Below are 13,273 nucleotides of genomic sequence, written 5' to 3' on the forward strand. Positions count from 1 at the left end.
TTCAGCCCTTGAGGAGGTTGGCTTCGTCGACCGAAGCCGACCTGCGGGCACGGAAGATCGTCATGATGATGGCCAGCCCGACGACAACTTCGCAGGCGGCCACCACCATCGTGAAGAACGCCACCATCTGCCCGTCGAGACTGCCGTGCATCCGGGCGAAGGTGACGAACGCCAGGTTCACCGCGTTGAGCATCAACTCGACGCACATGAACATCACGATCGCGTTGCGCCGCAGCAGCACACCGGCCGCGCCGATAGTGAACAGCAGCACCGAAAGATACAGGTAATTCGAGGGATTCATCGCTCACCGTCCTGCTCGGAACCGTTGCCGACCGTCCGCTGCTGCAAAATCGGCGGCACGGACAGTTTCGAAAACGACCCGTCGGGCAAAAGCGCGGCCATGTCGACCGCGTTGTGCCGGGCGTACACGCCGGGACCGGGCAGCGGCGTCGGATATCCGCCGCTGCGGAAGCGCTCGATCGACAACTCGCGCTGGGTCTTTCGGCGTTCGAACCGCTCGCGGTGCGCCAGCACCATCGCCCCCACGGCGGCGGTGATCAGCAGCGCGCTGGTCAGCTCGAACGCCCAGAGGTAACGGGAGAAGATCAGCGCCGCCAGGCCCTCGACGTTGCCGTGGGCGTTCGCCTGGGTCAACCCGGTGAACCCGCCGATGGCGACACTGCCGATGCCGGCGATCAGCAGTACGCCGAACCCGACACCCGCTATGACGGCGGCAACCCGTTGTCCGCGAATGGTTTCCACCAATGACTCCGCGGAATCCACACCAATCAGCATCAGCACGAACAGGAACAGCATCATCACCGCGCCGGTGTAGACCACCACTTGGACCACGCCCAGAAACAGCGCGTCCTGCGCCATGTAGAACACCGCGAGGATGATCATCGTCATCGCCAAAAACATTGCGGAATACACCGCGTTGGCGGCCATCACCACCCCCAGCGCGCCGATCAGCGCCAGTGCACCGAGGCCCCAGAACATCACCGCCTCACCGGTGGACGTCCGGCTGATCCCCTCGGCCAGCAGGGTGGTCATTGGCTGGCCTCGGCGGCGGGTTTGACGTTGCCGCGGTAGTAGTCGGCGTCGGTGGTTCCGGGCGCGCGGGGATGCGGCGGCGGCTGCATGCCCGGTTCCAGCGGCGCCAGCAGCCGGTCCTTTTCGTAGATCAGGTCGGCGCGGTTGTCGTCGGCCATCTCGTAGTCGTTGGTCATCGTCAACGCCCGGGTGGGACAGGCCTCGACGCACAGGCCGCAGCCGATGCAGCGCAGATAGTTGATCTGGTACACCCGCCCGTAGCGTTCCCCGGGCGAATACCGTTCTTCCTCGGTGTTATCGGCGCCTTCGACATAGATGGCGTCGGCCGGGCAGGCCCAGGCGCACAACTCGCAGCCGATGCACTTCTCCAGACCATCCGGATACCGGTTGAGCTGGTGGCGGCCGTGATATCGCGGCGCCACCGGGCCGGGCTTCTCCGGATATTCCTCGGTGATCGGCCGTTTGAACATCGCGCCGAGCGTGACGCCGAATCCGGCGATGGACTCCAAGAACTTAGCTGGCACGTGCGCCCTCCTTGGTCGGCGCCTTGTCCGGCAGCGGCGGCGTGGGAAATGCCGGTTCCGCGACCGGCTCCGGGGCTTCCTCCGGACGAGTTTCCAAGCCGGACAGCGGTCTTCGCAGATACAGCAGCAGCCCGACGGCGGTGACGGCGCTGGCGATCACCAGCACGGCGGTCCAGTGCTCGAGGCCGTTGTTGCGCAGCGTGCGGATGACCGCCGCGATCATCACCCACAGCAGCGACACCGGAATCAGCGTCTTCCAGCCCAGTGCCATGAACTGGTCGTAGCGCAGCCGCGGCAGCGTGGCCCGCAGCCAGAAGTAGACGAACAGGAACGTCCACACCTTGGCCGTGAACCAGATCAACGGGAACCAGCCGCTGTTGGCGCCGGCCCACATGTTCAGCGGCCACGGCGCGTGCCAGCCGCCGAAGAACAGGGTCGCGGCCAACGCCGACACCGTGGTCATGTTGATGTACTCGGCCAGATAGAACATCGCGAACGGCAGCGACGAGTACTCGGTGTGAAATCCGGCGACCAGTTCGCCCTCGGCCTCGGGCAAATCGAATGGGGCCCGGTTGGTTTCACCCACCATCGACACCAGGTACACCAAAAACGAAGGCAGCAGCAGGAACACGAACCAGACGCGGTCTTGGGTGGCCACGATCCGCGACGTCGACATTGTTCCGGCGTAGAGGAACACTGTCGCGAACGACAGGCCCATCGCGACTTCGTAGGAGATCACCTGGGCGGTGGAGCGCACACCGCCCAGCAGCGGGTAGGTGGATCCCGACGCCCACCCGGCCAGCACGATGCCGTACACCCCGATCGACGACAGCGCCAGGATGAACAACACCGCGACAGGTAGATCGGTGAGTTGCAGCATGGTCCGATGACCCAACACCGACACCTCGGGACCGAACGGGATGAACGCGAAGGCGGTGATCGCCGGGATGGTCGAGATGATCGGGGCCAGCAGGTAAACCGGTCGGTCGACGCCGACGGGCATGATCGCCTCTTTGAGGGCCAACTTGATCCCGTCGGCCAGGCTCTGCAGGGACCCGCGGGGGCCTACCCGGTTGGGTCCCCATCGCAACTGCATGCGGCCCAACAACTTACGTTCGAGCAGGATCGCAGCCAGTACGGTCAGCACCAGGAAGGCGAAGACCGCGACCGCCTTCGCGGCTATCAGCCACCAGGTGTCGTGCCCGAAGCCGGTCATGACGTCACCCCAATTTTCACGACGGCGCCCGCTGCGACGCCTAATTGCCTGTGCACCGCCGAGCCGGGCGAGTTCAGCGGCAGCCACACCACCCGTTCGGGCATGTCGGTGATCGCCAGCGGCAACGTGATCGCCCCGCGCGACGTGCTGACGGTCACCGAATCACCCTCGGCTGCACCGATTTCGGCAGCAGTCTCGGCGGACAGCCGCACCACTGGGGCTCGCGCGGTGCCGGCCAGGTGTGGCTCGCCGTCCTGCAGGCGGCCGGCGTCGAGCAACATCCGCCAGCCGGTCAGCACCGCCTCGCCCTGGCCCGGCTGCTGAGGCGACGGGGCCGAAACGTCCGGGCCGTTTCCGCGTGCGCCGTCCCAGGTGCCGAATTGGCTCAGCTCTGCCCTGGCGGCGTCCACGGTCGGCAGGCCGAGGTCGACGCCCATCTCGTCGGCGAGCGCGTCGAGCACACGCAGATCCGGTGTGGCGCCTTGTTGTAGCGCGACGGGGAAGGCGCGGTAGCGGCCCTCCCAGTTGACGTAGGTGCCTGCCTTTTCCGCCGCGGGCGCGATCGGGAACACGACATCGGCGCGTTCGGTGACCGCGCTGTGCCGCAACTCCAGGCTGACCACGAAACCCGCGGCGTCCAGCGCAGCGAGCGCGGCGTCCGGGTCGGCGAGATCGCCCGGCTCCACCGCGCCGACCAGCAGCGCGCACAGTGTGCCGTCCGCGGCGGCGGCCAAGATGCCGTCGGTGTCCCGCCCAGGGGCGGAAGGCAATTCGGCGACGTGCCATGCCGCGCACACCTCGGCGCGCGCACCCTCGTCGGACACCGGACGACCACCGGGCAGCAGCGTGCCCAGCGCGCCGGCCTCTAACGCACCGCGTTCCCCTGCGCGGCGCGGTACCCAGGCCAGCGACGCACCGGTGGTGTCGGCGAGTCGGGCGGCCGCCGACAGTCCGCCCGGCACGGTGGCCAGCCGTTCGCCGACCATGATCACCGCGCCCGGTTTGCGCAACAGCTCACCGACCTCGTCGCTCAGCCCGTCCAGCGCGGCCGCCTCGCCGCCGGGGGCGGCCTTCAGCAAATGGCCCTTCATCCGCTGCAGCCCGCGGCTGGCGAACGGCGCCACCGCGTAGACCGGCAGCCGGTGCTTGCGGGCCGCCTTGCGCAGCCGCACGAACACGATCGGCGACTCGTCCTCGGGCTCGAACCCGACCAACAGCACCACCGGCGCCGATTCCAGATCGGCATAGCTGACGCTGACCGGCCGGCCGGCGACCCGGGCCGCCAGGAACTCGGCTTCTTCGCTCGAGTGCGGCCGCGCTCGGAAGTCGATGTCGTTGGTGCCCAAGGCGATCCGTGCGAACTTGGCGTAGGCGTAGGCGTCCTCCCATGTCATCCGGCCACCGACAAGAACACCCACGGGGGCGCCCGACAGCCCGTTGACGGCGGCGGCAAGCGCCTCCGGCCAGGACGCCGGCACCAGCGCGCCGTCAGCGTCGCGGACCAGGGGAGTGGTGATCCGGTCCGGTTGGGTGGCGTACGTGAACGCCCACCGGCCCTTGTCGCAGTTCCACTCCTCGTTGACTTCCGGGTCGTCGCCTGCCAGTCGGCGTAGCACCTTGCCGCGGCGGTGGTCGGTGCGCTGCGCGCAGCCCGACGCGCAGTGCTCGCACACGCTCGGGCTCGATACCAGGTCGTAGGGGCGGGCCCGGAACCGGTAGGCGGTGCCGGTCAGCGCGCCGACCGGGCAGATCTGCACGGTGTTGCCCGAAAAGTAGGACTCGAACGGCTCGTTGGCGTAAATGCCGACCTGCTGCAGCGCGCCGCGCTCGAGCATGTCGATGAACGGGTCGCCGGCGATCTGCTCGGAAAACCGGGTGCAGCGGGCGCACAGGATGCATCGCTCACGGTCCAGCAGCACCTGCGAGGAGATGTTGATCGGCTTGGCGAAGTGGCGCTTGGCGTCGGTGTAGCGGGAATCGGCCCGCCCGTTGGACATTGCCTGGTTCTGAAGCGGACATTCGCCGCCCTTGTCGCACATCGGGCAGTCCAGCGGATGGTTGATCAGCAGCAGCTCCATCACCCCGTGCTGCGCCTTGTCGGCGACCTCGGAGGTGAACTGAGTGCGCACCACCATGTCGTTGGTCACCGCAATCGTGCACGACGCCATCGGTTTACGCTGGCCCTCGATCTCGACCAGGCATTGCCGGCACGCGCCGACCGGATCCAGCAGCGGGTGGTCGCAGAACCGGGGGATCTGGATGCCCATCAACTCGGCGGCGCGGATCACCAACGTGCCCTTGGGGACACTGATCTCGGTGCCGTCGATGGTCAACGTCACCATCTCTTGGCCGGCGACGCTCTTTTCGGCCTCCGCCTGAGTCAAGACCGCTCTCCATTCGTGAGCATGGACTCTCTGGGATCAAAGGGGCAGCCGCCGCCCTCGACGTGCGCGACGTACTCGTCGCGGAAGTACTTCAGCGACGACATCACCGGGCTGGCTGCGCCATCGCCCAACGCGCAGAATGACTTACCCAAGATCGTGTCGGAGATGTCGAACAGCTTGTCCAGATCTTCGGCGGTGCCGTTGCCGGTTTCGAGCCGGGCGTAGATCTTGTCCAGCCAGAATGTGCCCTCCCGGCACGGCGTGCACTTACCGCAGGACTCGTGCTTGTAGAACTCGGTCCAGCGCCGAACCGCACGCACCACGCACGTGGTCTCGTCGAAAATCTCCAGCGCCTTGGTCCCCAGCATGGAGCCGGCCTCGCCGACGCCCTCGTAGTCCAGCGGCACGTCGAGGTGCTCGTCGGTGAGGATCGGAGTCGACGAGCCGCCCGGCGTCCAGAACTTCAGCCGGTGACCTTTGCGCACACCGCCGGCGTAATCGAGCAACTCCCGCAACGTGATTCCCAGCGGCGCCTCGTACTGGCCGGGTCGGGTCACGTGCCCCGACAGCGAATACAGCGTGAAGCCGGGCGACTTCTCGCTTCCCATCGAGCGGAACCAGTCGACGCCGTTGAGGATGATCGGCGGCACGCTGGCGACGGTTTCGACGTTGTTGATCACCGTCGGGCAGGCATAAAGTCCCGACACCGCCGGGAAAGGCGGCCGAAGCCGAGGCTGGCCGCGGCGGCCCTCCAGCGAATCGAGCAGCGCGGTCTCCTCGCCGCAGATGTAGGCACCCGCGCCCGCATGCACCACCAACTCCAGGTCGTAGCCCGAGCCGGCGATGTCGCGGCCCAAAAAGCCTGCGGCATACGCCTCGGCGACCGCGTTGTGCAATCGGCGGATCACCGGCAGCACCTCGCCGCGCACGTAGATGAACGCGTGGCTGGCCCGGATCGCGTAGGCGGCGATGATGCTGCCCTCGATCAACACGTGCGGGGTGGCCAGCATCAGCGGCATGTCTTTGCATGTGCCGGGCTCGGATTCGTCGGCGTTGACCACCAGGTAGTGCGGCTTGGCGGCTGGGCCTTCGTCGCCCTGCGGGATGAACGACCATTTGGTTCCGGTCGCGAAACCCGCGCCTCCGCGGCCGCGTAACCCGGAGTCCTTGACGGTCTGCAGCACCGCGTCGGGCTCCATCTCCAGGGCCTTCTGCAGCGCGCGGTAGCCGTCGTAGCGGCGATAGGTGTCAAGAGTCCACGACTCGGGGTCGTCCCAGTAGCGGCTGAGCACCGGAGTCAAACGCACAGGGGCGGCCATCATTCACCGTCCCCGGTGGGGGGTGCCTGCATGTCGCGTTCCTGGGCGACGCGCAGACCGGCCAACGTGGCTTCGCCCGCGCCGCCCTGGCCGTCGTCGGGGCGCTGGTCGGGGAAGCCCGCCAGGATCCGCTCGGTCTGTCGGAACGGGCACAGCTGCGCGCCGCGGGTCGGCCGCGGCGGCTTACCGGAGCGCAGCCCGTCGACGAGTTCCCGTGCGGATTCCGGAGTTTGGTTGTCGAAGAACTCCCAGTTGACCATCACCACAGGGGCGTAGTCGCAGGCGGCGTTGCATTCCACGTGCTGCAGCGTGACTTTGCCGTCCTCGGTGGTCTGGTCGTTGTCGATGCCGAGGTGCTCTTTGAGCGATTCGAAGATCGCGTCGCCGCCCATCACCGCGCACAGCGTGTTGGTGCAGACGCCGACGAGGTAGTCGCCGGTGGGCCCGCGGCGATACATCGTGTAGAAGCTCGCCACGGCCGCCACTTCGGCGCCCGTCAACCCGAGCTGTTCGCCGCAGAACTCCAAACCCGCCGGCGTCAAATAGGAGTCCTCGGATTGCACCAGGTGCAGCAGCGGCAGCAGGGCCGAGCGCCCGTTGGGGTAGCGGCCGATGATCTCCTTGGCGTCAACCTCCAACCGCGCCTTGACGTCCGGTGGATATGACTCGGGGGCACCCTCCACCACGAACTGTCCCGGCTCGTCGGGCGGCGGACCGAGGTGGAGGAACACCGGTTCGCCTTGTGGCCCCGTCATCGGTCGACCCCGCCCATGACCGGATCGAGGCTGGCGACCGCGGCGATCACGTCGGCAACCATGCCGCCTTCGCACATCGCGGCGACGGCCTGCAGGTTGGTGAACGACGGGTCCCGGTAGTGCACGCGGTAGGGGCGGGTGCCGCCGTCGGACACCATGTGCACACCCAGCTCGCCGCGCGGTGATTCGACCGCGACGTAGACCTGGCCGGCCGGTACGCGGATGCCCTCGGTGACCAGCTTGAAGTGGTGGATCAGCGCTTCCATCGAGCTGCCCATGATCTTGGCGATGTGCTCGGGCGAGTTGCCCAGCCCGTCGGGCCCGACCTTCAGATCGGCGGGCCAGGCGATCTTGCGGTCCTCGACCCTGATCGGCCCGGGCTTGAGTTTGTCCAGACACTGCTCGACGATCTTCAGCGACTCCCTCATCTCCTTGACGCGAATCATGTAGCGACCGTAGGCATCACAGCCGTCGTCGGTGATCACGTCGAATTCGTAGTTCTCATAGCCGCAGTACGGTTCGGCGCGCCGCAGGTCGTGCGGCAACCCGGTCGAGCGCAGCACCGGGCCGGTGATACCCAGCGCCATGCAGCCGGTGAGGTCGAGGTAGCCGATGCCCTGGGTGCGGGCTTTCCAGATGTAGTTCTCGTTGAGTAGGTTTTCCAGGTCGTTGAGCCGGCGGCTCATCAGCTTCAAGAAGTCGGCAATCTCGCTCTCCGCATTGGGCGGCAAGTCCTGGGCCAGCCCGCCGGGGCGAATGTAGTTGTGGTTCATCCGCAAACCGGTGATCGACTCGAACAGGTTGAGCACCAGCTCGCGTTCCCGGAAGCCAAGGAACATGGCGGTCATCGCGCCCAGCTCCATGCCGCCGGTGGCCAACGCCACCAGGTGCGACGAAATCCGGTTGAGCTCCATCATCATCACCCGGATGACGTTGACCCGCTCCGGTATCTGATCGGTGATGCCGAGCAGCTTCTCCACGCCAAGACAGAACACCGTCTCGTTGAAAAACGGTGACAGGTAATCCATTCGGGTCACAAACGTGACGCCCTGGGTCCAGTACCGGTATTCGAGGTTCTTCTCGATTCCGGTGTGCAGGTAGCCGATTCCGCACCGCGCCTCGGTGACCGTCTCGCCCTCGATCTCCAGGATCAGCCGCAGCACACCGTGGGTGGACGGGTGCTGGGGGCCCATGTTGACGACGATGCGGTCACCGGGATCCCCGGCCCGGGCGGCCTCGATGACCTTCTCCCAGTCCTGGCCGCCGGCCATCAAAACCGTTTCGCCTGCTTCACTCATCAGTTGTAGGACCTCCGCTCGTCGGGCGGGGGAATCTGCGCGCCCTTGTACTCGACCGGGATGCCGCCCAGCGGATAGTCCTTGCGCTGCGGATGGCCGTGCCAGTCGTCGGGCATCTCGATGCGGGTCAGCGACGGGTGGCCGTCGAAGATGATGCCGAAGAAGTCGTATGTCTCCCGCTCGTGCCAGTCGTTGGTGGGATAGATCGAAAACAGCGACGGGATGTGCGGATCAGCGTCCGGCGCAGCGACTTCCAGCCGGACGCGACGGTTGTGTGTGATCGACTTGAGCAGGTACACCGCGTGCAGTTCGCGGTCGGTTTCGTTCGGGTAGTGCACCCCGTTGACGCCCAGGCACAGCTCGAAGCGCAGCCCCGGCTCGTCGCGCAGCCGCTGGGCGACCTGCGGCAGCATCTCGCGGCGCACGTGCAGGGTCAGCTCGTCGCGGTAGACCACGACCTTTTCGATCGCGTCGGCGAAGTCGATCCCGTTGGCCTGCAACGCCTCGGCCAGTTGGTCGACCACCTCGTCGAAGTAGCCGCCGTAGGGACGCGGGCTGCTGCCGGGCAGCGCCACCTGGCGGACCAGCCTGCCGTATCCCGACGTGTCACCGGTGTCGGATACCCCGAACATGCCACGCCGGACGTCGATCACTTCGTCGGTGCCGCGGTCGGCCGCATCCGGTGAGCTCATCGCAGCAGTCCGCGCATTTCGATCGTGGGCCTGGCCGCCAGCGCGGCCTGTTCGGCTTCGGCGATGGCACGCTCCCGGTCGACACCCAGCGGCATTTGCTGAATCTTCTCGTGCAGCTTGAGGATTGCGTACAGCAACATCTCCGGGCGCGGTGGGCAACCGGGCAGGTAGATGTCCACGGGCACAACGTGGTCGACACCCTGCACGATTGCGTAGTTGTTGAACATCCCGCCCGACGACGCGCACACGCCCATCGCCAGCACCCATTTCGGTTCGGCCATCTGGTCGTAGATCTGGCGTAGCACCGGCGCCATCTTCTGGCTGACCCGGCCGGCGACGATCATCAGGTCGGCCTGCCGCGGCGTCGCAGAGAAACGCTCCATTCCGAAGCGCGCGATGTCGAACCGGGGCGAGGCCGTCGACATCATCTCGATGGCGCAGCACGCCAATCCGAATGTCGCCGGCCACAACGAGTTCTTCCGGAAATAACCCGCCAGTCGTTCGACGGTGGTCAGCAGGAAACCGCTGGGCAGTTTCTCTTCCAGGCCCACGCCCTACCTCAATCCCACGTCAGGCCGCCGCGACGCCACACGTACGCATAGGCGACGAACACCGTGAGCATGAACACCACCATCTCGACGAGCGCGAACACGCCCAGCGCGTCGTAGCTGACCGCCCACGGATACAGGAACACGATTTCGATGTCGAAGACGATGAACAGCATCGCGGTCAGGTAGTACTTCACCGGGAACCGCTGTCCGCTGCCGGCGTGCGGGGCATTTGCCGGCTGGTGGGCGGGTTCGATCCCGCACTCGTAGGCCTCCAACTTCGACCGGTTGTACCGCGAGGGGCCCACGACCAACGCCACCGCCACCGAGAAGACCGCGAAAGCGGCGGCGATCCCCCCGAGCACCAGGATCGGCGTGTAGAGATTCATCGCGCGGCGCTGCTCCTCCTGGCTGTCTCCTGTGACTTCAACCACAGCCTAGCGATGATGTGTGTGGCTCCGCTCACGGGTTCGGATGTGACCTCGACCACAGCCAGCATCGGGCAGACCTATGCGTCAGCGCTGCCGCGAAAGTGCTACGGCGCTAGGGTGATTCGCGTTATCAGGACACGGGTGTGCGCAGCAGGCCCGCCACCGTGCGGCCCAGCTCGATGGGGTCGACCGGATGCGGGACGGCGGCCTCGGCGCGGGACCAGCTGGCCAGCCAGGCATCGTCGGGCCGCCCGGTGAGCACCACGATCGGCGGGCACTGGGCGACCTCGTCCTTGAGCTGTTTGGCGATGCCCATCCCGCCTTCCGGCGTGGCCTCGCCGTCGAGAATGGCCAGGTCGATGCCGCCGGCGTCGACCTGTTTGATCACCATCGGACCGGTCGCCACCTCGACGTAGCTCAGCTCGGGCAGGTCGGGGTGGACCCGCTTGCCGAGTGCCAGCATCACATCCTGGCGGGTTTTCGCATTGTTGCTGTACACGAGGATCCGCAGGGCGTCACTGGTGGCAGGCACGGTGCAGAGCCTACTGCCCGCGGGCGAAGCAGGCGTCGGCCGAGGCGGTCGCCGCCTTGCCGATCATCCCGAGCCGATTCCAGCCCAGGCCGAACTGCGCCCGGTCGATCTTGATCTTCGCGGTGACGCGCACCGTGCCGTCGCCGAGCACGGTGATCTGGACCGGCAGCGGCAGCGGCTCACTGATCCCCTTGATGGTGAAGGTGGCCCGCAGGTCGGCGGCGTTGCCGGTGGTGGGCTGCACCGCGGTGACGACGACGCTCATCTCCGGGAAACGCTCGACGTCGAAGAAGTCGGCGGAGCGCAGGTGCTCGTCGCGTTTGCGGATGCCGGTGCGCAGCGACGCCGTCTGGATGTCGAGGCGGCCGAAGACCGCGCCTTTACCGGTGACCTGCCCGTCGGCGCTGACGTCGGTGAACTGGCCCTTGACGTTCATCAGGCCCCAGAAGTTCCTGATCTTGAAGGTGAAGCTCGATCGGTCCGGAACCAGATTCCACACCCCGGCGGTGTCCGGATCGCTCAGCAGCGTTTCCACGGTCGTCATCTGCGCCTCCGTTGCAGCTAACTCACCAGCGGGCTGAGTTCGGCTGGGTCGAAGTACTCGTCGATACGGGTGATCAGGGCTTGAGAACTAGGGGAGCCTCCCAACTTAATCACGATGCAGACCCGCATGGCGATCGAGCCGCCGTTGTGTCCGGTGGCGTGCAGGATGTGCTGCTGGACGAATCCGCCGGCGAACAGCTGGCGGTCCAGGATCTCGTAGCGGCGCCACGCGGTCGCGCCGACGAACCAGTCGATGACGCGCAGCGCCCGCACCTTGTCGCGATCCCGGCTCGCCCCAACTCGCCACACCGCGATGTCGTCACTCCACAGCCGGGCCACCGTCGCCGTGTCGCTGTTCTCGATCGCCGCGAACAATTGGTCGGCCACCGCGGTGACGGTGGCGGCGTCGGCAGTGGGCATGGCAGCTCCTGCGTCGTCTCGGGTGGTACCAAGCTGCGCAGCCACGACCGTACCTCGGCTCGGCGGCGAAATTTTTCTGATTTTTTCTCTCTCATCGGGAATATGGCTCGCAAGCAGCAAGTTTTCTGTGGTGACAAAGACAGATCGATCCTGAGAGATGAAGGAGGTGGTAGCGATGCTGAGGTTTGAACCACTCTTCCGTGACCTGGACCGACTCACCCAGCAGCTATGGGGGCACGCAGTCGGTACCGCCACACGTCCGGCGGCGATGCCTATGGATGTCTGGCGTGAGGGCGACAAGTACGTCGTGGAGCTCGACTTGCCGGGCATCAAGCCAGACTCGATCGACATCACCGTGGATCACGACGCTCTGACGGTCAAGGCCGAGCGTCCGTACGCCGGCGACGAGGGCCACGACTGGGTGACCGCAGAACGCCCGCACGGGGTGTTCAGTCGACAGCTGTTCCTCGGCGACCAGCTGAACACCGAGGGCATCAGCGCCGACTACACCGACGGGGTACTGCGGCTGACGGTCCCAGTGGCAGAACAAGCCAAGCCACGCAAGATCGCCATCCAGTCCGGCGCTCAGCAAGCCATCAGCGCCGCCTGATCGGTCATGTTGGTGGCAGCCGTCCGCGCCAGCAGAGCGCGGGCGGCTCATCCGATGTGGGTGGTTGGGGAGGCGATCAGATCTGTGGTGCCGGCGCCCAGTCATTGCGCGGCACAACCGTTTTGCACCTCTCGTTGGCCGGTCCGAAAGTGGGCCGGCCCAGAGTTCAGCGCGTCCCTAACGACCAAATAGGCGACGCCACCATGGTTCTCGTTCACCGGCTGGCGAGCGGTGGGCGCTGGTTTTCCGGCCATCGCGGTTGATCGCGATACGCCGAGGTTTGGCGTGCTCAGATAGCGGAGCTGTCAGCCGCAGCACGCCGTCGCGGTAACTGGCGGCAATCTTGTCGGTGTCGAGAGTCTCCCCGAGAAACAATCGACGGCTGAATACGCCGCGCGGGCGTTCTGCGGAAATCACTTCCCGGGCCTGGTCGATGCCGGGGCGCTCGGCGCGGATGGTGAGCACATTGCGCTCGATGTTGAGATCGAGCGAATCTGGCTTCATACCCGGCAAATCGACTTCGATGATGAACTGTTCGCCGTCTCGCCAGGCGTCCATTGGCATGGCCGCTGGTCGGGCAGCCGTGCCCAGGAGCTGGCGGGTGAGCCGGTCCAGTTCGCGCGGCGAATCTGTACGTACCAACACCATCTCTTGCCTCGCTGCTCTTGTAGGGAATCTATGTCTGCTGATATAGTTTTTTGATACCACAATCTGCGGGGCCTCGCAAGTGGGGACTATGGCTGTGGCGGCCCTGGTTGACGGTGGAGGTGCAGGCTGGTGGGACGGCGATCGGCGGCGTCCGAGGTGGAAGCAAATCTATCTGTTGAGCCATAGATTATAGATGGGATTGCGAGGCATCGCCGAGTCGTTGGTAGCATCGTGTCGAATGTGGGCACTCCAGAAGAATGACGTCAGCCTCTTCTGAGTTGGCTGTGGTCAGCCAAACCT

Annotated in this window: 16 protein-coding genes; 1 reads left to right on the forward strand and 15 read right to left on the reverse strand. The window is 66.1% G+C overall.

Annotation, left to right across the window (positions count from 1 at the left end; translation table 11 throughout):
- Nucleotide 1 precedes the first annotated feature (1 nt).
- From nuoK to AWC14_RS03485, 14 genes are all read right to left on the reverse strand, one after another.
- Nucleotides 2-301, reverse strand: coding sequence for an NADH-quinone oxidoreductase subunit NuoK (nuoK, locus tag AWC14_RS03420; RefSeq protein ID WP_045379816.1), 300 nt, complete (start codon nucleotides 299-301; stop codon nucleotides 2-4).
- Nucleotides 298-1,053: an NADH-quinone oxidoreductase subunit J gene (locus AWC14_RS03425; protein ID WP_045379813.1), complete on the reverse strand. Its 756-nt coding sequence runs from the start codon at nucleotides 1,051-1,053 to the stop codon at nucleotides 298-300. Before AWC14_RS03425 ends, nuoK begins: the two co-directional genes overlap by 4 nt.
- The gene (gene nuoI / locus AWC14_RS03430; RefSeq protein ID WP_082632502.1) at nucleotides 1,050-1,577 is read right to left on the reverse strand and encodes an NADH-quinone oxidoreductase subunit NuoI; all 528 of its coding nucleotides are present in this window, start codon (nucleotides 1,575-1,577) and stop codon (nucleotides 1,050-1,052) included. Before nuoI ends, AWC14_RS03425 begins: the two co-directional genes overlap by 4 nt.
- Nucleotides 1,567-2,793 (reverse strand): NADH-quinone oxidoreductase subunit NuoH, encoded by a 1,227-nt coding sequence (gene nuoH, locus AWC14_RS03435; RefSeq protein WP_045379810.1) that lies wholly within the window; start codon nucleotides 2,791-2,793, stop codon nucleotides 1,567-1,569. Before nuoH ends, nuoI begins: the two co-directional genes overlap by 11 nt.
- A complete protein-coding gene (locus AWC14_RS03440) occupies nucleotides 2,790-5,135 on the reverse strand; it encodes an NADH-quinone oxidoreductase subunit G (protein ID WP_235215933.1) in 2,346 nt (781 codons plus the stop codon). The genes nuoH and AWC14_RS03440 overlap by 4 nt, the downstream gene beginning before the upstream one ends.
- 38 nt (nucleotides 5,136-5,173) lie before the next feature.
- Nucleotides 5,174-6,484, reverse strand: a complete 1,311-nt coding sequence (nuoF, locus tag AWC14_RS03445; protein ID WP_235215928.1) for an NADH-quinone oxidoreductase subunit NuoF — start codon at nucleotides 6,482-6,484, stop codon at nucleotides 5,174-5,176.
- Between the two features lie 11 nt (nucleotides 6,485-6,495).
- Nucleotides 6,496-7,251 (reverse strand): NADH-quinone oxidoreductase subunit NuoE, encoded by a 756-nt coding sequence (nuoE, locus tag AWC14_RS03450; RefSeq protein WP_045379801.1) that lies wholly within the window; start codon nucleotides 7,249-7,251, stop codon nucleotides 6,496-6,498.
- Nucleotides 7,248-8,549, reverse strand: a complete 1,302-nt coding sequence (gene nuoD / locus AWC14_RS03455) for an NADH dehydrogenase (quinone) subunit D (protein ID WP_045379798.1) — start codon at nucleotides 8,547-8,549, stop codon at nucleotides 7,248-7,250. Before nuoD ends, nuoE begins: the two co-directional genes overlap by 4 nt.
- Entirely contained in the window at nucleotides 8,549-9,241 is a 693-nt protein-coding gene (locus AWC14_RS03460) for an NADH-quinone oxidoreductase subunit C (protein WP_045379794.1), read from the reverse strand. Before AWC14_RS03460 ends, nuoD begins: the two co-directional genes overlap by 1 nt.
- On the reverse strand, nucleotides 9,238-9,792 hold the full coding sequence (locus tag AWC14_RS03465; protein WP_045379791.1) for a NuoB/complex I 20 kDa subunit family protein: 555 nt from the start codon (nucleotides 9,790-9,792) through the stop codon (nucleotides 9,238-9,240). The genes AWC14_RS03460 and AWC14_RS03465 overlap by 4 nt, the downstream gene beginning before the upstream one ends.
- Nucleotides 9,793-9,800: 8 nt before the next feature.
- Nucleotides 9,801-10,178, reverse strand: coding sequence for an NADH-quinone oxidoreductase subunit A (locus AWC14_RS03470; protein ID WP_045379788.1), 378 nt, complete (start codon nucleotides 10,176-10,178; stop codon nucleotides 9,801-9,803).
- A gap of 172 nt (nucleotides 10,179-10,350) precedes the next feature.
- Nucleotides 10,351-10,752, reverse strand: a complete 402-nt coding sequence (locus AWC14_RS03475) for an Rv3143 family two-component system response regulator (protein WP_045379785.1) — start codon at nucleotides 10,750-10,752, stop codon at nucleotides 10,351-10,353.
- A 10-nt stretch (nucleotides 10,753-10,762) separates the two neighbouring features.
- Nucleotides 10,763-11,296 carry a YceI family protein gene (locus AWC14_RS03480; protein WP_045379783.1) on the reverse strand — a complete coding sequence of 178 codons (534 nt, stop codon included), beginning with the start codon at nucleotides 11,294-11,296 and terminating at the stop codon, nucleotides 10,763-10,765.
- A gap of 17 nt (nucleotides 11,297-11,313) precedes the next feature.
- On the reverse strand, nucleotides 11,314-11,715 hold the full coding sequence (locus AWC14_RS03485; protein ID WP_045379781.1) for a nuclear transport factor 2 family protein: 402 nt from the start codon (nucleotides 11,713-11,715) through the stop codon (nucleotides 11,314-11,316).
- A 175-nt stretch (nucleotides 11,716-11,890) separates the two neighbouring features.
- Here AWC14_RS03485 and AWC14_RS03490 point away from each other — a divergent pair, with 175 nt between their 5' ends.
- Nucleotides 11,891-12,325 carry an Hsp20/alpha crystallin family protein gene (locus AWC14_RS03490; protein WP_045379926.1) on the forward strand — a complete coding sequence of 145 codons (435 nt, stop codon included), beginning with the start codon at nucleotides 11,891-11,893 and terminating at the stop codon, nucleotides 12,323-12,325.
- Nucleotides 12,326-12,502: 177 nt separating this feature from the next.
- On the opposite strand, the gene AWC14_RS03495 is transcribed toward AWC14_RS03490, so the two are convergent.
- Complete coding sequence (locus tag AWC14_RS03495; RefSeq protein ID WP_057003269.1) at nucleotides 12,503-12,973, reverse strand: Hsp20/alpha crystallin family protein; 471 nt, start codon at nucleotides 12,971-12,973, stop codon at nucleotides 12,503-12,505.
- Between the last annotated feature and the right edge of the window lie 300 nt (nucleotides 12,974-13,273).

It is taken from the genome of Mycobacterium kyorinense, assembly GCF_002101735.1.
GTDB classification, from domain to species: Bacteria; Actinomycetota; Actinomycetes; order Mycobacteriales; family Mycobacteriaceae; genus Mycobacterium; species Mycobacterium kyorinense.